23 protein-coding genes are annotated in these 22,939 nt (G+C 38.4%); 5 read left to right on the top strand and 18 right to left on the bottom strand.

What is annotated here, in order from left to right; translation table 11 throughout:
• Nucleotides 1-17: 17 nt before the first annotated feature.
• The 6 genes from M0G43_RS09575 to M0G43_RS09550 all read right to left on the bottom strand — a co-directional run bounded on the left by M0G43_RS09575 (nt 18) and on the right by M0G43_RS09550 (nt 7,394).
• Nucleotides 18-1,976, bottom strand: a complete 1,959-nt coding sequence (locus M0G43_RS09575; protein ID WP_248025493.1) for a DUF3857 domain-containing protein — start codon at nt 1,974-1,976, stop codon at nt 18-20.
• Nucleotides 1,973-3,340 (bottom strand): exonuclease domain-containing protein, encoded by a 1,368-nt coding sequence (locus M0G43_RS09570; protein ID WP_248025660.1) that lies wholly within the window; start codon nt 3,338-3,340, stop codon nt 1,973-1,975. The genes M0G43_RS09575 and M0G43_RS09570 overlap by 4 nt, the downstream gene beginning before the upstream one ends.
• Nucleotides 3,341-3,436: 96 nt before the next feature.
• Nucleotides 3,437-4,108: a YggS family pyridoxal phosphate-dependent enzyme gene (locus M0G43_RS09565; protein ID WP_248025492.1), complete on the bottom strand. Its 672-nt coding sequence runs from the start codon at nt 4,106-4,108 to the stop codon at nt 3,437-3,439.
• A gap of 1 nt (nt 4,109) precedes the next feature.
• On the bottom strand, nt 4,110-5,348 hold the full coding sequence (locus M0G43_RS09560; RefSeq protein ID WP_248025484.1) for a DUF1015 domain-containing protein: 1,239 nt from the start codon (nt 5,346-5,348) through the stop codon (nt 4,110-4,112).
• A 66-nt stretch (nt 5,349-5,414) separates the two neighbouring features.
• Nucleotides 5,415-6,305, bottom strand: coding sequence for a 3-hydroxyacyl-CoA dehydrogenase family protein (locus M0G43_RS09555; protein WP_248025481.1), 891 nt, complete (start codon nt 6,303-6,305; stop codon nt 5,415-5,417).
• Between the two features lie 129 nt (nt 6,306-6,434).
• Nucleotides 6,435-7,394 (bottom strand): Gfo/Idh/MocA family protein, encoded by a 960-nt coding sequence (locus M0G43_RS09550; protein ID WP_248025480.1) that lies wholly within the window; start codon nt 7,392-7,394, stop codon nt 6,435-6,437.
• A 124-nt stretch (nt 7,395-7,518) separates the two neighbouring features.
• Between M0G43_RS09550 and M0G43_RS09545 the strand changes: the two genes are divergently transcribed.
• The 3 genes from M0G43_RS09545 to M0G43_RS09535 all read left to right on the top strand — a co-directional run bounded on the left by M0G43_RS09545 (nt 7,519) and on the right by M0G43_RS09535 (nt 9,755).
• Nucleotides 7,519-8,160, top strand: a complete 642-nt coding sequence (locus M0G43_RS09545) for a protein-L-isoaspartate(D-aspartate) O-methyltransferase (RefSeq protein WP_248025479.1) — start codon at nt 7,519-7,521, stop codon at nt 8,158-8,160.
• Between the two features lie 112 nt (nt 8,161-8,272).
• Complete coding sequence (locus tag M0G43_RS09540; RefSeq protein WP_248025472.1) at nt 8,273-8,800, top strand: GRAM domain-containing protein; 528 nt, start codon at nt 8,273-8,275, stop codon at nt 8,798-8,800.
• A 136-nt stretch (nt 8,801-8,936) separates the two neighbouring features.
• The gene (locus M0G43_RS09535; protein ID WP_248025463.1) at nt 8,937-9,755 is read left to right on the top strand and encodes a hypothetical protein; all 819 of its coding nucleotides are present in this window, start codon (nt 8,937-8,939) and stop codon (nt 9,753-9,755) included.
• Between the two features lie 63 nt (nt 9,756-9,818).
• Here M0G43_RS09535 and M0G43_RS09530 read toward each other — a convergent pair whose 3' ends face one another.
• Entirely contained in the window at nt 9,819-10,553 is a 735-nt protein-coding gene (locus tag M0G43_RS09530; protein ID WP_248025462.1) for a hypothetical protein, read from the bottom strand.
• Between the two features lie 194 nt (nt 10,554-10,747).
• Here M0G43_RS09530 and M0G43_RS09525 point away from each other — a divergent pair, with 194 nt between their 5' ends.
• Nucleotides 10,748-11,668 carry an NAD(P)-dependent alcohol dehydrogenase gene (locus tag M0G43_RS09525; RefSeq protein ID WP_248025461.1) on the top strand — a complete coding sequence of 307 codons (921 nt, stop codon included), beginning with the start codon at nt 10,748-10,750 and terminating at the stop codon, nt 11,666-11,668.
• 606 nt (nt 11,669-12,274) lie between these two features.
• Nucleotides 12,275-12,691 carry a hypothetical protein gene (locus tag M0G43_RS09520; RefSeq protein ID WP_248025460.1) on the top strand — a complete coding sequence of 139 codons (417 nt, stop codon included), beginning with the start codon at nt 12,275-12,277 and terminating at the stop codon, nt 12,689-12,691.
• Between the two features lie 10 nt (nt 12,692-12,701).
• Here M0G43_RS09520 and M0G43_RS09515 read toward each other — a convergent pair whose 3' ends face one another.
• The 11 genes from M0G43_RS09515 to M0G43_RS09465 form a co-directional block, all read right to left on the bottom strand.
• Nucleotides 12,702-13,697, bottom strand: coding sequence for a Gfo/Idh/MocA family protein (locus M0G43_RS09515; protein ID WP_248025459.1), 996 nt, complete (start codon nt 13,695-13,697; stop codon nt 12,702-12,704).
• Nucleotides 13,678-15,372 (bottom strand): sodium:solute symporter, encoded by a 1,695-nt coding sequence (locus tag M0G43_RS09510; protein WP_248025456.1) that lies wholly within the window; start codon nt 15,370-15,372, stop codon nt 13,678-13,680. The genes M0G43_RS09515 and M0G43_RS09510 overlap by 20 nt, the downstream gene beginning before the upstream one ends.
• Before the next feature lie 115 nt (nt 15,373-15,487).
• A complete protein-coding gene (locus tag M0G43_RS09505) occupies nt 15,488-18,013 on the bottom strand; it encodes a PIG-L family deacetylase (RefSeq protein ID WP_248025454.1) in 2,526 nt (841 codons plus the stop codon).
• Between the two features lie 80 nt (nt 18,014-18,093).
• Nucleotides 18,094-18,636, bottom strand: a complete 543-nt coding sequence (locus tag M0G43_RS09500; protein WP_248025452.1) for a mechanosensitive ion channel domain-containing protein — start codon at nt 18,634-18,636, stop codon at nt 18,094-18,096.
• 66 nt (nt 18,637-18,702) lie between these two features.
• Entirely contained in the window at nt 18,703-19,290 is a 588-nt protein-coding gene (locus M0G43_RS09495; RefSeq protein ID WP_248025449.1) for a Maf-like protein, read from the bottom strand.
• A complete protein-coding gene (locus M0G43_RS09490) occupies nt 19,290-20,204 on the bottom strand; it encodes a geranylgeranylglycerol-phosphate geranylgeranyltransferase (RefSeq protein ID WP_248025446.1) in 915 nt (304 codons plus the stop codon). Before M0G43_RS09490 ends, M0G43_RS09495 begins: the two co-directional genes overlap by 1 nt.
• On the bottom strand, nt 20,204-21,076 hold the full coding sequence (locus M0G43_RS09485) for an energy transducer TonB (RefSeq protein WP_248025444.1): 873 nt from the start codon (nt 21,074-21,076) through the stop codon (nt 20,204-20,206). Before M0G43_RS09485 ends, M0G43_RS09490 begins: the two co-directional genes overlap by 1 nt.
• Before the next feature lie 28 nt (nt 21,077-21,104).
• Nucleotides 21,105-21,422 carry a hypothetical protein gene (locus M0G43_RS09480; RefSeq protein WP_248025441.1) on the bottom strand — a complete coding sequence of 106 codons (318 nt, stop codon included), beginning with the start codon at nt 21,420-21,422 and terminating at the stop codon, nt 21,105-21,107.
• Complete coding sequence (locus M0G43_RS09475) at nt 21,406-21,606, bottom strand: hypothetical protein (RefSeq protein WP_248025437.1); 201 nt, start codon at nt 21,604-21,606, stop codon at nt 21,406-21,408. Before M0G43_RS09475 ends, M0G43_RS09480 begins: the two co-directional genes overlap by 17 nt.
• 42 nt (nt 21,607-21,648) lie before the next feature.
• The gene (locus M0G43_RS09470) at nt 21,649-22,179 is read right to left on the bottom strand and encodes a KdsC family phosphatase (RefSeq protein ID WP_248025433.1); all 531 of its coding nucleotides are present in this window, start codon (nt 22,177-22,179) and stop codon (nt 21,649-21,651) included.
• Nucleotides 22,160-22,927 (bottom strand): Rossmann-like and DUF2520 domain-containing protein, encoded by a 768-nt coding sequence (locus M0G43_RS09465; protein WP_248025431.1) that lies wholly within the window; start codon nt 22,925-22,927, stop codon nt 22,160-22,162. The genes M0G43_RS09470 and M0G43_RS09465 overlap by 20 nt, the downstream gene beginning before the upstream one ends.
• Nucleotides 22,928-22,939 lie beyond the last annotated feature (12 nt).

The raw sequence follows: 22,939 nt of genomic DNA, 5'->3' as shown, positions 1-22,939 counted from the left end.
AGTACTAAAAAGATTGTTTATTTCTTCTTTAGTACTAAAAGTGAATTATTTTGAATATCTACTGCATTCCCCATAAATTCTTTAATTGAGGAATAATATTCTGGGTTGTACAAAGAATCATTAAATGCTAACTTAAAATATAGAAGCATCACGTTGTTTTCAATTTTGCTAGTAAAAATAATGCTCCCTTTGTTATTTGGAAGCTTTAAGGTTGATTCTTTTGGTTGATCTAAAACCTCTAAGCCTTCATCAATAGTTAACTTCATTGCAAAGGTATATGAGTCTTTATAACCAAAATCGATAGGATAGGTGCGTTCTTGAAGCTTGAAAACATTTTCTGCGAAGAATTTAAAGATAAAAGGATTCAAATATATGTTGTCACCTATAAATTCCATTTTTTGTTGTATAGTAAAGTTCTCTTTAAATTCAAAATCAGTCTTGTCTTCAATGGATGTGAAATAATCCATAATTGATAGGTCTTCAGTTTTATCGTTCAATCCTTCGATGTATGCTTGTTTGTTTTCAAAATAAGCCTTCTTTAAAGGTAATGCTTGATAACCAGTTGATTTTTTCTCTACATTCCCCTTTAGTATTCCATCTATATTCAGGCTTAAATCACTTCGATACATCACAGAATACGTATTTTCAAGTTTAATGTCTATCCAAGAACTTCCATTTCTAAAATCCAATAATCTACCATCTTGGTTAAGACATCTGGGAGGAAGTTCACCGAATGATAAGTAGTCATCTGTAGCGTCTAACAAATAGGAATTACCATCAATTGTGGCCTGAACAATTAAATAATTGAAATCGGAAAGAACAGGATAAACTTTTGTGACAAAACCATTATTTCGTGTAGATAATAAAACAGGTTTAACGTCAAAACCATTTTCATCCAAAAGATTGTGCAACAGCATATTTATTTCAGAGACGTTGCCAGATTTTGTGTCGATTAGGTTGTTAACTGACACATCATTAAAGATATCGTATTTATTGTTCCAAGTATAAGTCTTCTGAACAAAACTGTAAATAGCTCTTGCTTTATTTAAAGGATCAGGTTCATTAACTATAGACGCATCCAATAAGTCTTTCACAATTCCATTTCTGCTCAATTGCCTTCCAATATTTTTATCGGTCTTTAATTCGGAATCGACTGTCTTCCACGATTTGGTGTAGTGGTTCACACTTCCATCAAATCCCTTAAAAGTCTTCAATTCATACTCTACCCTTGCCAGGTAATTTAACTTTGTAGTCATAAAGTCTTCCTCAACAAAAGCAGGAATATCTTTCATAGCATAGGTGTAATTCACACACCCTGCAGAAGCCCCGTTACCGATCTCTAAACAATTATTTTCGATTCTGGCATCGTTGACATCTAATTTGAGAAAACCCACTAGCTTGATATGGTAATCATAATTTGCAGGAATGCTTGCTCTATATTCGCTGTAAAGTTTTGGAATGTCATCCTGAAAATACCAGTCTTTGTATTTATACATGAACGGAGATTCTAAAGTATAGCTATAGGTTATAACTGAATTTTCCTTAAGATTGGGAAATGTAAACTTTATGATGGTATAATTATCATTGTACTTTTCCTCAAATACTTGTTTTAAATCCAGTTGAGATTTGGTGACTGAATTGTTTTCAAGATTGTAGGTTGTGGCCGATATATTTGAAATTTTTTCCTTCTTACTGCCATTTTTATAGAGGTAAATGTTGATTTCTGCTTTTCCAAAACCCTGTCGGTTAAGTATTTTAAGTTTTTTGCTGACTTCAGTTTTTAACATGAAATTGTTTTTATCCAAATAACTTTTACCGCTCTCAAATAACATGATGGCATTGGCTGTAGAATCTTTACTAAAGGTATTAATCTCTAAATCCGATTTCGTTACAGACATATCTAGTGAATTAAATTCATTTTGAGATTGACTCTTGATAGAAAGTTGAAGCAGGACAATTAGAAGAAAGTATTTCATTTGTTTAGGTGCACAATTTTAATATTCTTATTTTTTCTTAAATAAGTTTGGATAATATGTTGGGTGTCGCGGTTGTTTTCCATCGGAGTAATGATGGTTTCCAAAACCTTCAGATTGTTGATTTGATAGTTGAGGTTATAAAATCCCAAACCTTTAAAAACTCCATTTTCTATTAGAAGAACACTGCGCTCATCAATCTCACGACCTCTATCGATGATAGCGATGTTTTTAGCTTCGAAACTGTTGTTATCGATGAGTTCTTGTACTCTTTGGTTATAATCTTCTGGCGATTCTTTTTCGATGCACGCGCCAAAACATTCATTGATGTCATATTTGAAGCAACTGCTTTTTGTGTTGTAGAGACCCGAAAGCTTTTGACAAAGTTGAAATTTGTCAATTACATTAGATAAAAAGCTCTTGGCACTTTGTTTATTCGCGAACGTAGTAATAGATTTTTTTCGCCCATCCGCTGCATCAATTTTCAGATTGATATAACCTTTATCGTCTACAAAACTATAAAGAGCGTAAGTAAAACCGTTTCGTTTCAGACCACGATTGAGTACTGGCTTAATTTTTTTGATTTCATCATTTTCCTTCAGCATTGCTACCAATTCACTCCCTGTAGATTCATAAGTGACAGCAGCCACTTGGACCTGAATTTTCTTTGATTTGTTGCTGGTATTTGTAAAGTGCTGATTGATTCGGTTTCTGATGTTTTTGCTCTTGCCAATGTAAATAACATCACCTTGAGCATTGTGTATATAATATACGCCAGTGGTTGTAGGGAGCCCGTCAATAATATTCTTCAGGTTGGTTTCCATTTTGAACATTGGCTCGCATTTTACGGCATCTGAAATAATCGTCTTTTTGTCATCCTTTGCCAATAGCATCTTGAACAATTTCACCGTCGCCATCGCATCACCAGAGGCCCTGTGCCTGTCACTCACTGGTATTCCCAAAGCACGAGTAAGTTTTCCAAGACTGTAGGAAGGTTGATCTGGTATCAGTACTTTGGCCAAATCTACCGTACAAAGCGTTTTGCGCTTAAAATCGAAACCAAGTCTGCTGAATTCCGTTCGAAGTATGCGATAATCAAATTCAGAATTATGGGCCACAATAATACAATCTTCAGTGATTTCAACTATTCGTTTTGCCACTTCGTAAAACTTGGGAGCCGTACGAAGCATATTATTGTTGATTCCAGTAAGATTAACTACAAAGGGTTGGATTTCCCGTTCCGGATTGACAAGACTTATAAACTGGTCGATAGTTTTGTGGCCATCAAACTTATAGATTGCTATTTCAGTTATACCTTCTTCATTGTACTTTCCGCCAGTAGTTTCTATGTCGAGTATTGCGTAAATCTTGTTATTGGTTTAAAGTTCCGAATTTCGGGTTTAAAGTTTAAGGTTTAAAATTCAAAGTTCAAAGTTCAAAAATCATAAATTACTAATCATTAATCACTGATAGTTTCGTTCTCCAAAAATACTGCTTCCCACTCTTATCATCGTGCTTCCACATTCAATTGCCAAATTATAATCGCCACTCATTCCCATACTAATGGTTTCTGGTTTAAAGTTTGGACTATTCAATTGTTTGAGCTTTTCAAAAGTAGCTTTTAAAAATGAAAATTCTTTTTTTATTTGCTCTTGATTGTCTGTAAATGTGGCCATTCCCATCACACCAGTAATGCAAACGTTTTTTAATTCTGAAAATTCTTTGGATTGCAAAATTTCTGTTGCTTCATCTGCTGTCATTCCAAATTTTGAATCTTCTTCGGCGATTTTTATCTGAAGTAGACAATTGATGATTCTTTTGCTGTTTTTTGCCTGCTTGTTTACTTCTTTTAACAACTTAAAACTATCAATTCCGTGAATCAGACTTACAAAATCAGCCATATATTTGACTTTGTTGCGCTGCACGTGACCAATCATATGCCATTGAATGTCTTTGGGAAGTGATTCATACTTTTCGACCATTTCCTGAATTTTGTTCTCGCCAAATATTCTGTGACCAGCGTTATAAGCTTCCATAATATCAGAATTGGGTTTGGTCTTTGAAACTGCGACCAATGTGACTTTTTCAGGAAGCGCGTTTAAAATATCTTGAAGGTTTTGTTGTATTTCTGTCATTCTAAATCTCATAAATCGTTACTCCACTGCGCAATTTTGGTTCGATAAATGTACTTTTTGGAGGCATTTTTAAACCGTCATCCGCGATGTGTTTCATCTCATCAATGTTCACAGGAACCATACCAAAACCAACTTTATAAAAACCACTATCAACACTATCTTTCATATTGACAATGTCCTTTTTACCATTGATGTACGAAATGCGATCGTCATTGCGTAAATCTTGAATGCCCAAAATAGGTTGCAAAATAGTCTTATAAAGAATTTGCGCATCCAATGCATCCAAGGACGTTTCAATGGTGTAGCTGGTTTTCCGAAGATAGAGCGAGTAAAACTCACCATCCAGATACATACTGAAGTGATGCTTTTTCGATGGTTTGTAAGGCATCTTTCCTCTGTTTTCAATGCGATATAAAGTGTCCAAATGAATCAAAAACTCTTCCTTGGTCAAGCCATTCAAATCTTTGACAACACGATTGAATTCGTGGATTCTCAAATCAGATTCTGGGATGAGGTAACTCATAAAAAAGTTGTAATGCTCATCACCATTATGATTGGGATTGTTGGCTTTTAAATCGCGATACAACAAATAGGACGACGCCGTACGATGATGACCATCTGCAATGTAAATAGTTTTCATCTGCTCGAATTCATTGCGTATGTTTTCTACCAATGTTTTATCATCAACTTTCCAGAGATAATGCGTGTCGCGATAAGTGGTAGTGAATTCAAATTCTGCTCGATGCTTTTGAGTGTCTTTGATGATGCTTGCAATGAAATCATTGTCAGGATAGGTGAGGAGTACAGGTTCGGCATTGAAACCAACCGTTTTGAGATACTCTTTAAAGATGATTTCTCGATGCTGAATGGTGTCTTCGTGCCGTTTGATAACGTCATTTTCATAATCAACAGCACTTGTAGCAGCCACAATACCATTGAATTCCTGCTTTTCTCGGTCTACAATTTTATAGACGTAGTAACAGGGGTTTTCATCTTGAATGAAAATGCCGTCTTCAATGAACTCGAGATAACGGTTTCGAACCAAGTTGTATCTTGCCTCCCCAGAAATTTCTCTATCGTATTTATAGCCAGGATTGACAATGTGCAAAAAAGAAAACGGATTATCCCTTAAACGCGACTCCAACTGCTCCTTCGTATAACTTTGATACGAACGAGCCGCCACAAGACTTACCTTGTCTCGTGTGGGTCTTACAGCTTTAAAAGGGATGATTTGTGCCATCTTTTTCAGTATTCAGTGTTCAGTGTTCAGTCGCAGTGGGAAGCTGAAAACTGTGACTGTGACTTTTTACTTCAAAAACTGCTTCGCAACTTTCTCCGCTTTTTTACTTTCTAAATAATCGTAGAAACCTTCACCGGATTTCACGCCAAGTTTTCCTGCTCTTACCATATTAACCAACAATGGACAAGGTGCATATTTCGGATTTTTGAAGCCATCGTACATCACATTCAAAATGGAAAGGCATACATCTAAACCAATAAAATCAGCCAATTGCAATGGTCCCATAGGATGTGCCATACCCAATTTCATAACCGTATCGATTTCCTCAACACCTGCCACACCATTATAAAGCGTTTCAATCGATTCATTAAGCATCGGCATCAAAATACGGTTAGCGACAAATCCTGGATAATCATTGACCTCAACTGGTACTTTGTTCAAGGTTTTGGACAAATCCATAATGGTTTTGGTCACTTCATCACTTGTACTGTAACCTCTGATGATTTCTACCAATTTCATAATCGGCACAGGATTCATAAAGTGCATCCCTATGACTTGTTTTGGACGAGAAGTTGCTGCGGCGATTTGTGTAATTGATATTGAAGATGTATTGGTTGCCAAAATTGTATCTTCAGAACAAGCTTCATCCAATTGCTTAAAAATCTTCAACTTCAAATCGATGTTTTCTGTGGCAGCTTCCACCACCAGACTTGCATATTCCACACCTTCTGTCATATCGGTAAAGGTGGTAATGTTCGATAAAGTTTCCTGTTTTTGTGCTTCTGTGATGCTTTCTTTGGAAACCATTCTATCCAAATTTTTGGTGATGGTGTCCAAACCTCTTTTTAGAGAAGCTTCGTTGATGTCAATCAATTGTACTTTAAATCCGCTTTGAGCAAACGTATGTGCAATACCATTGCCCATAGTTCCTGCTCCAATAACTGCGATGTTTTTCATAAATCTGTTTTTGTCTTTTCCGCGAAAGCGAAAATCTTATTTATTTTTTTTTGTTTTTTAATAGTAGTTGCCACGAATGCACGAATGTATTTATAGATTGAAATAATTCAACCGATGATTATCTAAAGACTAAAATTGGTCAATAATCATATTCGCCACACGAAGTGCTTCTGTACCATCGTGAAGCGTCACAATTGGTTTTGTATTGTTGTTGATGGCATCTGCAAAGGTTTCCAGTTCTTCAAGAATAGCGTTGTTATTCGGAATATCAGGATTATCAAAATAGATTTGCTTTTTGATACCTTCCGCATTTTGAAGAATCATATCAAAATCGCCAGGGTTTACAGGGGCATCCTTCATCTTGACCACTTCACATTTCTTCTCAAGAAAATCTACAGAAATATAAGCATCCTTCTGAAAAAATCGTGTTTTGCGCATATTCTTTAAGGAAATTCGGCTCGCCGTCAAATTGGCAACGCAGCCGTTTACGAACTCGATACGTGCATTGGCAATATCTGGTGTGTCGCTAATAACTGCAACACCACTAGCTGAAATCTGTTTCACTTTACTGTTTACCACGCTCAAGATGATATCAATATCGTGTATCATCAAATCCAAAACCACAGGCACGTCTGTACCACGAGGGTTGAACTCTGCCAATCGATGGGTTTCTATAAACATCGGATTGTGAATCTGGTCTTTGACAGCCTTAAACGCTGGGTTGAAACGTTCCACGTGACCAACCTGTCCTTTGACACTGTTCTCGGCAACTAACGTTCGGATGGTTTCAGCTTCTTCAACCGTGTTGGTAATTGGCTTCTCTATAAAAATATGCTTGCCTTTGGTAATGGCGAGTCTGGCACAATCATAATGAGACAGTGTAGGTGTTACGATGTCTACAACATCCACGGCATCGATAAGTTTTTCGATGGAATCAAAATATTTATAACCGAATTCAGCCTCGACCTTTTTAGCGCTTGTTTCATCAGCATCATAAAACCCAATCAATTCATATTTTTCAGATTGATTGAGCAATCTCAAATGAATTTTTCCAAGGTGACCAGCACCAAGAACACCAGCTTTTAACATATGTTGTACGTTTTGAACAAAAATAAGATTTTAGTTTCAGAAATTATAAATTCGGCTAAACTTTGAGCATTAAACTTTGAACTTCCTAATGTTTGAATTAATTTAGCCACAAACACAATTCCGCTTGAAAGATACATTTAAACATAAGGGTTTACGTCAACAACTCGTTGAGACCGTTAAAGGTAAAGGCATCAAGGAGCAAAAGGTTTTGGACGCCATTGGCAAGATACCTCGACATCTGTTTATGGATTCCGGTTTCTTGGACCACGCTTATGTGGATAAGGCATTTCCCATTGCTGCCGATCAAACCATTTCGCAACCTTATACTGTGGCATTTCAAACTGAATTGTTGCAAGTCAAGGAAGGATCAAAGATATTGGAAATTGGTACAGGCAGTGGTTACCAAACGGCAGTACTTTGCGAATTGGGAGCGAAGGTGTATAGTATCGAACGACAATTAGAGTTGTTCAAGATTACCAGCAAGTTTCTACCGAAGTTGGGCTATCGTGCAAAAAAACTCATTTTTGGTGATGGTTATAAAGGTTTAAAAGAGGAAGCCCCTTTTGATGGTATTATTGTGACGGCTGGTGCGCCTTTTGTTCCAAAACCTTTGATGAGCCAACTCAACATTGGTGGTCGATTGGTGATTCCTGTGGGAGACGATGTGCAAGTGATGACGTTGTTTATCAGAACAGGCCTCAAGGATTTTGAAAAGCACGAGTTTGGGGAGTTTAGGTTTGTGCCTTTGTTGGAGGATAAGAATTAGTTTTTAGTGGGTAGTAGGTAGTAGGTAGTAGGTAGTAAGCAGTAGACAGTTTTGATTAAGAACTTTTACTTTATAAATAGATTTTATGGAATTGGGGAATAACATGGTGAAGATGAAGTGGCAATATCGATTGATTTTTGCTGTATGCGCTGGAGTATTTTATGGACTGATATTATGGTTGATGAATTATAGTACAGACGGAGAAATGTATTCTACTAATGGTATTCTATTTCAAGCTGTTTTTTTCGGGTTATTCTTCGGAATTGGGTTTCCTTATTTGAATGAAAAATTAGGAGGGAAGGTCTTCAGGACATTAGGCCAGAATATCACGCCAGATTTGGACGACGATGAAAAAGTAGAAGTAGAAGGACCAGCCAACTTATTTCGTGGTATTGAAGGTGTAGGAGGAAAGCTTTTTTTAACCAATACACATCTTATCTTCAAATCCCATAAGTTTAATGTACAAGGTGGGCAGACTGCTATTTCGTATCAAGACATCGCAGATGTTCAAAAACGTAAAACAGCCAAGTTTATTGACAATGGCTTACGAATCGTTACTAAAAATGATAAGCAGTACGACCTAGTGGTGAATGAACGCAGTGTTTGGTACGATCAGTTGAAAGAGCGCTTGTCGAGTTAACGGAAGCCATTTATATTCTTGCTTTCTTATAAAATTTAAACACTAGTTAATCAAAAGGAGATTTTTTCCATGATTTTTTGATGACATTTCAAACATCATTCGATGTATTGAAAAATAAACTCAAAAATCGAACTTCATGAAACGCTTAAAAGTATTAAGTATCCTTTTTCTATCGGGAATCATTTTAAATTCTTGCTCATCCTCTGAAGATGACACTGTACAAGTAGCTACTTTAACTACGGTTGCCATTAGTAATATCACAAACACCACAGCAGTGGCTGGAGGAAATATCAGCAGTCAAGGTGGGGCAGAAGTAACCGCCAGAGGTGTGTGTTGGAGCACAACACAGAATCCTACTATCAATGACAATGTGAGTGTTGATGGTTCTGGTACAGGGTTATTCGTCAGTAATGTAACAGGTTTGTCCGCTGACACCGCTTATTATTTAAGAGCTTATGCTACAAATTCTGGAGGGACGGCCTATGGCAATGAGGTGAGTTTTACTACCACAAATATTCCCGTAGCTGGCTCCACAAGAGAATTTACTATGCCTATTGGTCATGTTCGCGATGGTAGTAGTTATACTTTAACAGAATCAGGTTCTATTGCTGCCTGTATGTATATTGATGGTATTGAGTTTGACATGGATCCGTATGCCGAAAGTTATACGGTAGAATTTTATGATTTGTCTAGAACTCGTGATGGCGAAGACACTACCTATCCAGCAGATGCTTCAAGAACTTTTTCTGCTGATTACGGAACTGAAATGATCAATGGCGTTCAAGGTAATTTGGAATATGTCAATTGGTATTACGTAGGTGTTTCGTTGGCAGTAACGCGCATTACTCCTGAACAAAAATTCTTTGTAATGGCCAGTTGGTGCACATCAACCGCCTGTAACGAAGGTTTATGCTATCAAGTTGATGGGATGGCAAGAGTGACTGTTCAATATTAGTTAATTTAGTTAGTCAAAAAAACATCTGATAATTTATAGTTATCAGGTGTTTTTGATTTTTTATTATTCTTCCTCTTCTTCATCACCTCGAAGGTCGGCCTCGATAGTGCCATACAATTTATCCAGCATTTCCGTAATCAGCCAGAAAATGGTTTCTTGAAGTTTTACAAAACCTTCCGCAGTTAAAACTTCCAGGTCTAGAGCAATTCGGTTATCCATATATTGCTGTATCTCTGGTGATAGTTTATCATAACCTTTTTTGGTAAAATCAGCAAAGCCTGAATGCCAATCTAGCATATTGTCGGCAGCATCAATAATATTTTTGATGGCCTGTTCTTGTTCGTTAAGATCAATTGGGTCACTTTCCTTTAGATAGGTTTCAAACTCTTTATGTTCATCTTCCTCATCCTCTTCACCAAATGTTCTGTCGAACCATTCTTCTTTTCGGGCAGGCCATGCAAAGGACTTTGGTGTATACTTATAGTTTTCATAGAATTCATCAAATTCCTGATGCGATATGGTTCTGTTGTTGTACAGCAAATCTGGGATGCCATCGCATTCATAAAAAAAGGCATCCTTGATAATCTCTTCGATATCTACATAGGTTTCAGAATCGAGATCAGCCATTTTATCACCATAATACTCGGCAAGGAACTGCTTTACATTAGGGGCAAGATCTCTGCCCATCTCTGTTCCGAAGGTGATGTATTCATAGTCATCATCATCGTAATCGTCATCCTCAAAGTCATCATAATTATCTTCAAGGTGCTCGTCATAATTTTCTAAATCGTTGCTCATGGTAGTTGGAGTTAGTTAAAGTGAAAGTAGTGAATTTTAGGATTCGAAAAACAAGTCAATAACAATTTTAATTTATAGATAAACATGAGATATTGATTACCCTAAAACAGACTGCGCCAAGCCCTTAAACTAAAAATACTATCTTTAAAGTCCTAACTAACGGTCACACAATGCCGTTCTACACTTTAAATTAGATGAAAGCAGTTGTTTACACCAAGTATGGTCCGCCAAGTGTATTGACATTGGTAGATATCAAAAAGCCTCAACCAAAAGATGATGAAATTCTTGTAAAAGTATGCGCTACAACCGTTACTTCGGGTGATGTACGCTTGCGCAGTTCAGATTTTCCTGCTGGGGTTTGGCTGCTTGCCAGACTGATGTTTGGTCTGTTCAAACCAAAAAAGACCATTCTTGGTCACGAATTTTCAGGCATTGTGGAAGCTGTAGGGAAGGACGTTGTCAAGTATAAAGTTGGCGATGAGGTTTTCGGTACGCCTACAGGTCTCAAAACTGGCACCTATACGGAATATCTCTGCATTCCACAGGACAGAAAAAAGGGAGCATTGTCCCATAAGCCAAAAAATTTAAGTCTCAAAGAAGCTGCTGCCATACCGGTAGGAGGGATGACCGCATTGTTTTTGCTCAATAAAGGCAACTTAAGTGCGGGACAAAATGTGCTAGTCTACGGAGCGTCGGGTAGTGTGGGTAGTTATGCCGTACAGATTGCGAAAGCAAAGGGCGCCACCGTTGTGGCGGTGTGCAGTGGTGCGAATAGTGCTATGGTGGAATCATTTGGTGCAGATAAAACGATTGATTATCACCAAGAAGATTATACATTGCTCAATGACAAGTTTGATCTAGTATTTGACGCTGTAGGGAAAACATCGAAGTCCGCAGCCAAAAAAGTATTGAAACCAAACGGGCAGTTTGTGACTATTGCAACAATGACCAGCCCTACACAAGAGCATCTAGATGCCTTGAAAGAACTAGCCGAACAAGGTAAACTAACACCTTATATAGATCAAAGCTTTCCGCTTGCGGAGATTGTTGCAGCCCACGAGTACGTCGATACAGGAAGAAAAAAAGGCAATGTTTCGATTGATGTTTGTGATTGATTGCATATAAATTATGCTAGTTTTGATATATGACCCTAGAAACATTAAAGCAAGACATCAAATGGTGGGAATCTAAACGGTGGGTGTATAACCGCAACTTGCTTTACCGGTTTGCTGCGCTTCTCGCAGAGACTTTTTCAACAAATTTTTAATTTAAAGTTTACCCTTCCGCATCCTGCGGTAAGGCTACCGATTTTAGCGGTGATGCCTCGGCGTGTTGGCAAAACGCGTCGGAGTGTTGTCGGGATGCTTCGGAGTGTTGTCACAATGCTTCGGAGTGAAATAATTACTTTATTATCAGTTGTTTATAAAATGGGTTGATTTGTGATTTTTCTAGTTGGTAATGATATGTATGTCAAATGAAACAAAAAAATGGGGTTGCGGCTTTGCAATTATTTCGTATTTTGCTCAACGAAGGGCACTAAAGCCCATATTTAAAAAGCCTACATGACACACATCTACAGAGTTCTAGTGTTCAGCCTTGCGCTGTTGTTCGTTTCTTGTGCCTCCGAAGAGGGCGTACAGACTGTTACCGTTGATAATCTTTACAGCCTTACCATTCCCGCCTTTCTGTCGGAAGGCAGCGACCTGCATGAGGATGCCTCCTTGCAGTATCAGCATATTTTTAAGGAGTTTTACGTCATCGTCATCGACGAATCCAAGGCCGAGCTACAAGAACTTATGGAGTTTAATGAACTTGCAGACTATTACGACATCGACTTGGATGGCTACACCGACCTGATAGGCGATGGGCTGTATGAAAGCCTTATCAATGCTACCCAAACGGATTTTGTGGAAGATAATGTGAATGGTATGCCAGCGCGTTTTTCCACCATCGACGGCACTATTGATGGCGTAGATATTTATTATGAGTACGGCATTTATGAAGGGGCTGATACGTGGTATCAGGTAATTGTTTGGACCTTAAGCGACCGCCAGGATAAGTATAAAGACGAAATGAAGGCCATTCTAAAATCGCTCAAAGAGGAGCGTGGTCAGCGCAGTAAACCTGCAGCGCAGTAAATACGAGTTCTTATCGGGTAGTGCTGTAATCTAAGCCAATGAGTTGGCGCACTTTGTCCAACAGTTCTATTAGGTCTTTGCTCATTTGATGTGTCATCACAGGGCTTTCAGTGATGCCATTGCGAAACAACTCATTAAAATGTTCAATCTCATAGCTGTAGCCGATGGTTTTGGTGTCAAACGTAAAGGTTTCTTCCTTACCGTTCTCCATCAAGGTCACACTTGAAGGTTCGTGAAACCTCGAATTGATTTTAACGATGCCTTTTTCGCAAGTGAAAATCGCTTCTGTCGGAGTTTTTTCCACCAAAGTACTTTTGAGGAATGCCTTGACACCATCATCATAATTAAACACCATCTCGCAGCTTTCGTCTACGCCATTCTCAAGAAAGTATGCCTTGGCATCGATATCAATGGGCTTACCGAGCGTACTCAACGCCGCAAAAATAGGGTAGATACCGATGTCGAGAAGGCTACCACCACCTAAATCTTTCTTAAACACGCGCGAGCGAAAGTCGATCAATGGCGCAAAACCGAAATCCGCCTCAAGCTTCGTGATCTTTCCAAAATGTTGCGATTGCAATTGCTGCAAGGCAAACTGATAGTGCGGCAAAAAGTAAGTCCACAAGGCTTCCATAAGAAGAATGTTCTGTTCTCTGGCGGTCGCAATCATGGTTGCTACCTCTTGAGAGTTCATTGCAAAGGGCTTTTCGCAAAGTACGGCCTTGCCATATTGTAATGCCAACATTGTATGTTTGAAGTGAAGGCTATGAGGCGTAGCAATGTACACCGCTTCTACTTTTGAATTTTTCAAGAGATTTTCATACGAGTCGAAACTCAAATGCGCCCCGAATTCACTAGCGAAGGACTCCGCCTTTTCAAAATCGCGCGACGCCACTGCGTAAAGTTTGGCGCCCTTAGTTTTACGAACGTCAGCAGCAAACTTTTTGGCAATCTTGCCAAGTCCGATAATGCCCCACTGTACAGGTTTAAGAGACTGTTCTTTCATTGCAAGTCATGCTAATTTGGATAAGGAACGCAATCGTCATCACTAAAGCGCACCCGAATAAGTTTAACCAAAGATACGGCATCCAATCGAACCACCAACCAATGACAACGATGGTTTGTGTAATTAATGCAGCAATGAACACGGCATTGCCTTTGATGGCCTTAAAGAAAAAAGCAAGAAGAAATATTCCGAGGACGTTTCCATAAAAGATAGACCCGATGATGTTTACCAATTGAATCAAATTATCCGCCAGATACGCCACGCACGCAATGATGATGGCGAGAATGCCCCAACCGAAGGTAAACCACTTTGTGGCACGGACGTAATGTGCATCCTCCTTGCCCTCTGCAAAGTTGCGTTTGTAGATGTCCAAAGAGGTGGTTGAGGCAAGCGCATTCAGTTCGCTGGCAGTACTAGACATAGCAGCGCTCAAAATCACGGCAAGGAGAAGGCCAATCAACCCGCGTGGCAAGTTGTTCAATATAAAATGAATGAACACATAATCTTTATCGTTGGTTTCTATTTTGGTGTCAAACTCCTTTGCCGCTTCATCTATGACGATTCGCGCTGCTTCGCGGTTGGCTTTGTCTTTTTGGTTGATTTTTTGTAGCGCTTTGATGTTTTCTTTAGAAGGATTTGAGTTTGAATATTGCTGAACGATCACTTGTTTCTCATCGAAAATCTGTTGTTGCTCCGCCTGAAGCATTCTGTAGTCATCAATACAGGATGAATACAAAACGACATTATCCGTCGCAGGATTAAAGTTGATGGGTGAGGCATTGAATTGATAAAAAACAAAAACCATCACGCCCACCAGCAGAATAAAGAATTGCATAGGTACTTTGAGCAGTCCATTAAAAATAAGACCCATTTGCATTTCCTTCATCGACTTGCCAGAAAGGTAGCGCTGCACTTGGCTTTGATCGGTCCCGAAGTAGGAAAGTGCCAAAAACGTCCCACCTATCAAACCGGTCCACACCGTATATCTGTTTTCAAGATTGAACTCAAAATTAAGAATGTCCATCTTACCACTCGCGCCTGCAATATCCAGTGCTTTGGTAAAGGTAATATCGGCAGGCAAGTAACTGATGATTAAAAAGAACGCCACAAACATACCAGCAAAAATGACCGCCATTTGATGTTTCTGTGTGATACTCACCGCCTTCGTACCACCCGAAACGGTGTAAATTATGACCAGAATACCAATGATGATGTTGAGATAGTTGAGGTTCCAATCCAAAACCGCCGACAAGATAATGGCAGGTGCATAAATGGTAATACCAGCAGCCAGTCCACGCTGTATCAAAAACAAGATGGCTGTAAGACTTCGGGTCTTTAAATCAAAACGATTTTCAAGAAATTCATAAGCCGTGTACACCTTCAACCGATGATAAATAGGAATAAACACCATACAGATGATAATCATGGAAAGAGGCACCCCAAAATAGAACTGCACAAAGCCCATTCCATCGTGAAACGCCTGTCCTGGTGTGGATAGAAAGGTAATCGCGCTGGCTTGTGTCGCCATTACCGAAAGTCCAATCGTCCACCATTTAGAACTGTTGCCACCACGCACATAATCTTGTACATCCTTGCTACCTCTGGTTTTGAGCGTACCGTAAATAACGATGGTCAACAGCGTGCCGATGAGTACAATCCAATCTAAAGTTTGCATAGTTTAGAAGGATTTCATAATGATGTAAAACAAGAGGATGTACAGCACATTTGCCACCAGCACTAACGTGTAAAGCTTAAGCCAAGGTTGCCGTTCTGGGATATGGTTGCTCATATCAATCGTTGAGTTTTTTATCCGTTTTTATGTTTTCTTTCCCAATGGAAAGCATATTGGCAAACAAACGATAGGCTCCAGAAACACCTTCAGGAAATTCCCTAAAGAAGCTCAAACCTGTGTAGATATAATGCCCTTTACCGTATTTGGCAACCAGCAAACTACCTTCTTTAGGTGATTCTCCCTTATCATTGATAGATAATAATGGTGTGAACTCTCTGCCCCATTTGTCAGGGAAATACAATCCGCGTTCCTGTGTCCAGCCTTCAAAATCCTTTGGTGTAATTTTGTTTGGGAAATTCAATAATTCGTGTTCAGGATTTAAGAAACGCACTTCGGCATTCTCGTCGGTGACACGGTCTCGAGAGAGTTCCAATTCATAAGGCGCAAGATCATTCATAATCAATCCACGACTGGTATTGTATTGCACAATTAAGTTGCCGCCTTGCTCTACAAAGTCATACAATGCTTGCTGTTTGAATTTAAGCGCATCCACCGTATTATAAGCTCTAATACCTACGACAACCGCATCGAAATGACTCAATGTTTCCTGCGAAATGTTTTCAGGTTTGATGATGGCAACGTTATAACCGATTTGTCTCAAACTTTCAGGAACCACATCGCCAGCACCTTCAATGTAGGCAATGTTTTCGCCACGTTTTTTGATGTCCAATCGCACAATTTTGCTTTCACTAGGAAGCAATACTGTTTGCAATGGAATGTGGTCGTAATCAATCTCGACTAATTCTTTGGTATAAACGTTCTCTCCTATGTGAACCATTGGCGTCAAAAGGCCTTCGCTTTGTTCTTTCGGAGGAATGACGGTGAAGATTAAGGTTTGTTCCTCGCCTTTGTTCTTGATTTCGATCTTCTGTTTATCAGGATAAACTTTCCAACCATTAGGATACGCCATTTGAACATAGCCTTCCAAGTTGTCTTTTCCAGCCTTCACCAGCACAGGGGTATCTTTTTGTTTATCGGTTTCAAAAATGATGACCTTTTCAGCAACTTTAGCCGATACTTCTGGAATAATTTCGAATGGTTTGTAAACTTCGCCCTTTACAGGGTCGTTGGTTTTGTAAATGATAGGTTTTGAGTAACTGATGGTTTGTCCAGCAATGGTCAAATTGAAGGTTGCCGTTGTAAGATGCGGTGTTTCCGGTAAACCGATGAGCATTTGGTCCTTCACGTTGTACATTCCAAGTGTTCCTTTTTCATTGAGCCAATACGGAGTGGATACAGCAGTACTTGCTGCAACATTAAATTCTGCGTCAAAGCGCTGCGAATCGTTTTGTTTCAATTCGATGGATTTTTGAATAGTATTTCCGTCAGATAAACTCACGGAATTGAGCTTCATATTCTGCGGACTTCTGTTGATAGCCTCCAATTTTAGAGCTACATTGCTGTTTGGCGTGGCAGTGTTGGAATCGGCAGCCGCTTCTAGGTAAAGTCCGGCGCACGCAGCAATGACATTTTTAATATCTTCCAGTTTGACGGTTTTCCAATGCTGATTTTCCAATTTTGAAATCAGTTGGTAGGCTTTCATCAATTCAGGAATTGATGCCGAAGGATTTTTGAAATCATAATTCTCTTGAACTTTCTTCAGAATATCACCAATAGCTTTGCCGCCTTTCACACGATTCCACGACGTATCGATACCGTCGAACAAGTTGGATTTATCTTTTGGCAGATTGCCATTGATCAATTCGAGATATTCCATTTCGCTTCCACGACTTCCCGTATTTCCAAAGCCTTGCGACTTATGCTCACTTCGACTTAATGCGGCAATCTCGCTATTTGACAGACCCAAAGAAGTGAAGTAGCTGCCAACTTCCAAGCTTAACAAATTCGTTTTATCGGCTTTGTCAAAATTCTCCTGACTGCCATAAAACCACCAAGATGTATTGAAAAATTGACGTTTTGGTTGCCAAGTAGAAACGTATTTGAGTTGTTCAGGATAGCTATTTTTATCATTTGCCAAATCAAACGCCTCCACGCTCAACATTGCCGAGCCAGTGTGATGGCCGTGCGTAGAACCTGGACTTCTATGGTCAAAACGATTGATGATGACATCTGGTTGAAACTTTCGAATTGCCCAAATCACATCATTTAAAACTTCATCTTTATTCCAAATGTCAAAGGTTTCATCAGGATGTTTTGAATAGCCAAAATCATTCGCTCTTGTAAACATCTGTTCGCCACCATCAATTCGGCGAGCTGCCAATAATTCCTGTGTACGAATAACGCCCAAAAGCTCACGCAACTCTGAACCAATTAGGTTTTGTCCACCATCACCTCGCGTCAATGAAAGATAAGCCGTCCTAGCCTTAAGGTCATTCGCCATAAAAGAAATCAGACGCGTATTTTCATCATCAGGATGTGCCGCAACATATAAAACAGACCCAAGAAAATTGAGCTTTTCGATGGATTCATAAATTTCAGAGGAGGTTGGTTTTTTCGGCTGTTGCGCTTGGATGGAAAAACAAAGGAATACAATAAGTAACAGCAACGAGTAACGTTTGGACATAATCAGTTTCAATTGGCATTAGTGCCAAATATAAAAAAGAAACCAGCGCAAAGGCTGGTTTTAATGTTTATTTAACGTGATTAAATCAAATCTGTTCCATCTTCAAAGAGTTCATCGATGGCATCTTTTTGAACCAAAGTAACTGCCTTTTGAAGTATCAAATTGTTGGGATAGGTGACCAAATCGCCATTGTCTAATCTTAAATGCAATTGAAACGCACGAATATCTTCGATGATGCCTTCCAAAGGAAAATCTTTATCGTGAATCTGAATCTTGTCACCCACCTTATAAGGAAATGAAAAGAACATAATAATCCCAGAAGTAATATTGCTCAAAATAGACCAAATGGCGAACAAACCGATACCAATGACCGCAAAAATAGAGGAGAAGACGAGCGCCAAATCCTTAACGTGTGTACCAAAAATAAAAGGTACAATCAGCAATCCGATAATGAGTAAGGTCACTGATACGTAGCGATTCATCAAATGGATACGTGCCAAATTGATGCCTTGTTTACGAGAAATCTTTGTGATCAGCATCACTAGAATCCATCGTACCAGTAACAAAAACAATAGAAAAAATCCTGTGGTGATGAGCTCGAATTGGTATTTTTCAAAAAACATAGTCGGTATTTAAAAAATGAAACACAAAGATAAATCAGAAGCTTTAAACAAAGCTGCTTTTTTGATTTACTTAACAATCTCCGAGAGGGTTTTATAAACCAAATCTGTCGGCAGACCCATTACATTAAAATAAGAACCTTCGATTTTTGTCACACCAATCAGTCCAATCCATTCCTGAATGCCATAAGCACCAGCCTTGTCAAAGGGTTTGTAGGTATCTATGTAGAAGTTTATTTCGTCATCCGTGAGTTTTTTGAAAGTCACTTTCGTCACAGAATTCAAGGTCTTTTCTTTTTCTGAAGTTGTAAAGCAAACAGATGTGATGACCTCGTGCGTGGTGTTGCTCATTGATTGAATCATTTGAAATGCTTCGTCGCGGCTTCGTGGTTTTCCAAGAGCTTTTTGGTTGTGCCAAACGATGGTATCACTTGTGATGAGAATTTCATTTGCTTTTAAACTATCCTTAAAAGGAATCGCTTTCAATTGTGCCAAGTAATCACTGATTTCAAAGTGGACCAAGCGCTGTGGAAATTCTTCGACAACAGGCTTAAGCCGAATCTCCACATCTATACCCAAATCTTTAAAAAACTGTTGCCTTCTGGGAGAACCCGAAGCAAGAATGATGGTATAGTTTTTTAATTTTTGATTGAGCATTATGACATCAAAATAAATCGATATAAAAGTAATGAGAGCATCCCGAACAACATCACTAATTTAAGCATGTTGCTGATGTGGTGAAACTCCTTTTTTGATTTGGCACTAAAAGATTTGATTGAAATGTAAAGTAAAGGTGCAATGATGAAAAGCAAGAAATAGCCAACAGCAATCTGTTGTTTGTACATATAGGTCATCACATAGTACACCACCCCAAAAAGCGGGATAAATGTCAGTCCAAACAACACTTTTGCGGCGCGCTCACGTCCGATGGCAATGGGCAAGGTATTCATACCAGCTTTGTAATCGCCATCAACATCTTCCAGATCTTTGGCAATTTCCCGAATCAAATTGATGATAAAGGCAAACAACGCATAATCGAGCAATATCTTAAAGAAAAACAATTGCACCTGCTGATTTTGAGGTGTGATGGCAGGCAGAAGTTCGAAGAGCCCAACAATCAGAATGCTCATAGCGACCATAACAGAAACCACAATGTTCCCTACCAAAAGCGTTTGCTTCAGATATGAAGCATACACATACAGCAAGCCAGAAATAATGACAAAAAGTGCAAAGAAACCACTTCTTCCCACCAAATGTGATAAGTAGAAACCTATCAGGATTCCGATAATGTTGAAAGCAAAAAACAGATTATACGCCGTTTTTTCAGATACCTTTTTACCTATAATCACCTTGGTTGGTCTGTTGACATTATCCGTATCCAAATCATAAATATCATTGATAATGTTGCCAGCAGCGGCAAGGCAAAGCGTTGCCACAATAAGCAAGGTAATTCCAAACCAATTGAACATATAATCTGCTTCAAAAGGTTCCAAAAGCGCATATTTGACGAGCAATTGCATTAAGGCAATCATTAAAAGATTTTTCCAGCGGATGAGGTTGAGAATGGCCATTAATCTTGAATTGAAAATGTGATAGGAAGTTGATAAGATACATTTACTGCCTCATCATTTATTAATGCAGGCTTAAATCGAGGCATCAAATTTATTATCCTTGTAGCCTCATTTGACAATTCCTCAACTGGGCTTTTTGATTTAATGTTTATAATGTCACCATCTTTATCAATTATGAATTCAGTTTCGATTCTAAATTTTCCTGAAACTCCCAATTTCTTGCCTAAACCTGTGTTGAACTTTCTATTAACATACATAACGAAACTGTCAGCTAAACAATCTTTTTGTTCTTCCAACATCAAAGTATCGTCACAATTGTATGAAACAGGTGGACGCTGTATTTGGTCATAATTATATATTTCGTTTTCAGGAATGTTGACAAAAAGCAATGGTTTTGAGGGTCTTATAAACTCAAATGACTTTTCCGTTTCTTTGTCAAATTTAAGCTTGAATTTACTGTCTATAGGTTTAATTTCTGCTGTAACTCCTAAAAAATCTAAGATGAATCCATCTGGCATTGATTTGACTGCAATAGTCATAATATCGGTAGAGTATTTATCGTGACCTATTTGAATAAGATTATTTTTTATTCTGTAATAAAAAACCTGGTTGAACATTTTGTTATTGAAAGGTTCAGGTAACTCGCCGTTTAACTCCATTTTCACCAAATCAGTTTTAGTAAAGTAAAATTTAGAACCTATGAGGGCTGACTTTATTTGCTCTTGCGTCTCTTTTTTGTTTTCAAGAAAAATTTTTGGATTGATTTCAGCCGTTTCAACTATCCATGCTCCTAAAATGTCTTCACCTGTAAATGATTGAGAATATGATATACATGTAAAAAACAAGAAGAAAAATAAAATTTTTGAAGTCATAAAATTCATATTTGATACGTAATTAAGATTAATCTATATTTAAAACACCATTTAGCATTTCGATGGCAATAATAATGAATAGCAGAATAAAAATAAAGGTTACGATTGCAATTTTAATGGATTTGCCTTTAGTTGATTTTCTGACATTTTCTTTTATCTGCGCTCTTTGAGCATCTGTTAGCTCTTCGGAATCAAATTCAGTTTGAAGAAGTTTTAAACTTTCAGAATTCAATTTATACTTCAATTCAGAAAATGGACGATGAGGTTTTCTGTTGAATACATTAAGGCTATTTCCAGACCCAATATATCCAAAACCTGTTTTATGTCTTCTAACGTTTCTTTTCAAGACGTTTTATTATGAACAAACCAATGATGATTGGCAAAATCAAGAACAAGCAGATATTTAAAATGTTATCTGGACTGATGCCTTTTAATCCGTCGTTGATAATGTATCTTTTAATAGTGTAATACCCAGTGACTGTTACTACAAATATCAAAACTGCAATTAAAACATATTTGAATGTTTTCATATTTTATTTTTTAGACTGATGACTGAATGCTGCGACTGTCGACTAATCATATTTCGCACTAAAATCACTGTTCCATTTACCTTGAACTTTCAAAACCTGTTCAATCACATCCCTTACGCAGCCTTTTCCTCCATTTTTATGCGATACATATTTTGAAATCGCTTTGATTTCAGGAACTGCATCTTGCGGACAGGTTGGCAACCCTACCAACTTCATCACAGGAAAATCAGGAATATCGTCGCCCATATACAGCACGTTTTCAGCCTTGATGTTATTAGCTTCAAGATATTCCTTGAATTGCTCAATCTTATTGTGTGCTCCGAGATACACATCGGTTACTCCGAGACCTTTCAAGCGCATTCTAACACCTTCGTTTGAACCACCTGAAATGATACAAATGTTATAACCTGCCTGCAATGCTGTTTTCATCGCATATCCATCTTTTGTATGCATTGTCCGTAACATTTCACCCGAAGTGGTCAATGCAATGGTTCCATCTGTCAAAACGCCATCGACGTCAAACAAAAATGTGGTAATGTGATTGAGATATTCTTTATAACTTTTTTCTTCCATGCGTGTGTTGAATAGAGGAGGTGAGGAGCTCATAAATAGCTTTGTGATGCTCGTTTTCCAAGAGTTTTAAATGTTTTTTGATGGTGCGTTTGTCATTGCGTTTTGCTGGACCAGTTTGTGCCATATATGGTGACAAGTTCTGAACCTTTTTGGCTGTTTCCAATATCAAAGGTTTGAGAATGTCAAAATCCACACCTTCCGATTCTGTAATTTCGTGTGCTACCCGGTACAATTGATTCGTAAAATTATTTACATACACAGCAGCCAAGTGCAATGCACGACGTTGGTTTGTATTGACACGTTGGCTTTTACTATTGAGCGCATCAGCCAATGATTTCAAGACTTTTAAATGTTCCTTGTCAATCACTTCAATACAAATCGGCACATTTTTAAAGTCAACATCTGCATCCTTGCTAAAAGTTTGAAGCGGATAAAAAACACCACGTTCGTTCTTTTTGTCCAGATCGTGAATGCCAACACTGCCAGAAGTATGAACTACCAGTCGTCCCCTGAAAGGAAGCTCTGATGACAAATCTGAAATGGCATCATCGCTTACCGCAATAATGTAAACGTCAGCTTCTTTTAAATCAGATAGCGCATCTGTGACTTCTACCTCATTTTTATAGGTTTGAATGGCTTCCAAATGTCTGTTGAACCATTGTTTTACAACAACGTCTTCAGATTTTTGAAATGCTTTGAATAAATGTGTGGCAACATTTCCAGCGCCAAGAAGTACTACTGAAATCATTCTGCTAAAATA

The organism is Subsaxibacter sp. CAU 1640, assembly GCF_023156585.1.
Classification (GTDB): domain Bacteria; phylum Bacteroidota; class Bacteroidia; order Flavobacteriales; family Flavobacteriaceae; genus JBPOFM01.
This window is presented reverse-complemented; position numbering and strand designations above follow the sequence as displayed.

What these genes read in the sequence shown, in the direction of transcription:
- M0G43_RS09575 (WP_248025493.1), bottom strand. Translation starts at nt 1,976, where the DNA reads ATGAAATACTTTCTTCTAATTGTCCTGCTTCAACTTTCTATCAAGAGT.
- M0G43_RS09565 (WP_248025492.1), bottom strand. Translation starts at nt 4,108, where the DNA reads ATGACAGAAATACAACAAAACCTTCAAGATATTTTAAACGCGCTTCCT.
- M0G43_RS09560 (WP_248025484.1), bottom strand. Translation starts at nt 5,348, where the DNA reads ATGGCACAAATCATCCCTTTTAAAGCTGTAAGACCCACACGAGACAAG.
- M0G43_RS09555 (WP_248025481.1), bottom strand. Translation starts at nt 6,305, where the DNA reads ATGAAAAACATCGCAGTTATTGGAGCAGGAACTATGGGCAATGGTATT.
- M0G43_RS09550 (WP_248025480.1), bottom strand. Translation starts at nt 7,394, where the DNA reads ATGTTAAAAGCTGGTGTTCTTGGTGCTGGTCACCTTGGAAAAATTCAT.
- M0G43_RS09540 (WP_248025472.1), top strand. Translation starts at nt 8,273, where the DNA reads ATGAAGTGGCAATATCGATTGATTTTTGCTGTATGCGCTGGAGTATTT.
- M0G43_RS09535 (WP_248025463.1), top strand. Translation starts at nt 8,937, where the DNA reads ATGAAACGCTTAAAAGTATTAAGTATCCTTTTTCTATCGGGAATCATT.
- M0G43_RS09530 (WP_248025462.1), bottom strand. Translation starts at nt 10,553, where the DNA reads ATGAGCAACGATTTAGAAAATTATGACGAGCACCTTGAAGATAATTAT.
- M0G43_RS09525 (WP_248025461.1), top strand. Translation starts at nt 10,748, where the DNA reads ATGAAAGCAGTTGTTTACACCAAGTATGGTCCGCCAAGTGTATTGACA.
- M0G43_RS09515 (WP_248025459.1), bottom strand. Translation starts at nt 13,697, where the DNA reads ATGAAAGAACAGTCTCTTAAACCTGTACAGTGGGGCATTATCGGACTT.
- M0G43_RS09510 (WP_248025456.1), bottom strand. Translation starts at nt 15,372, where the DNA reads ATGCAAACTTTAGATTGGATTGTACTCATCGGCACGCTGTTGACCATC.
- M0G43_RS09505 (WP_248025454.1), bottom strand. Translation starts at nt 18,013, where the DNA reads ATGTCCAAACGTTACTCGTTGCTGTTACTTATTGTATTCCTTTGTTTT.
- M0G43_RS09500 (WP_248025452.1), bottom strand. Translation starts at nt 18,636, where the DNA reads ATGTTTTTTGAAAAATACCAATTCGAGCTCATCACCACAGGATTTTTT.
- M0G43_RS09495 (WP_248025449.1), bottom strand. Translation starts at nt 19,290, where the DNA reads ATGCTCAATCAAAAATTAAAAAACTATACCATCATTCTTGCTTCGGGT.
- M0G43_RS09490 (WP_248025446.1), bottom strand. Translation starts at nt 20,204, where the DNA reads ATGGCCATTCTCAACCTCATCCGCTGGAAAAATCTTTTAATGATTGCC.
- M0G43_RS09485 (WP_248025444.1), bottom strand. Translation starts at nt 21,076, where the DNA reads ATGACTTCAAAAATTTTATTTTTCTTCTTGTTTTTTACATGTATATCA.
- M0G43_RS09475 (WP_248025437.1), bottom strand. Translation starts at nt 21,606, where the DNA reads ATGAAAACATTCAAATATGTTTTAATTGCAGTTTTGATATTTGTAGTA.
- M0G43_RS09470 (WP_248025433.1), bottom strand. Translation starts at nt 22,179, where the DNA reads ATGGAAGAAAAAAGTTATAAAGAATATCTCAATCACATTACCACATTT.
- M0G43_RS09465 (WP_248025431.1), bottom strand. Translation starts at nt 22,927, where the DNA reads ATGATTTCAGTAGTACTTCTTGGCGCTGGAAATGTTGCCACACATTTA.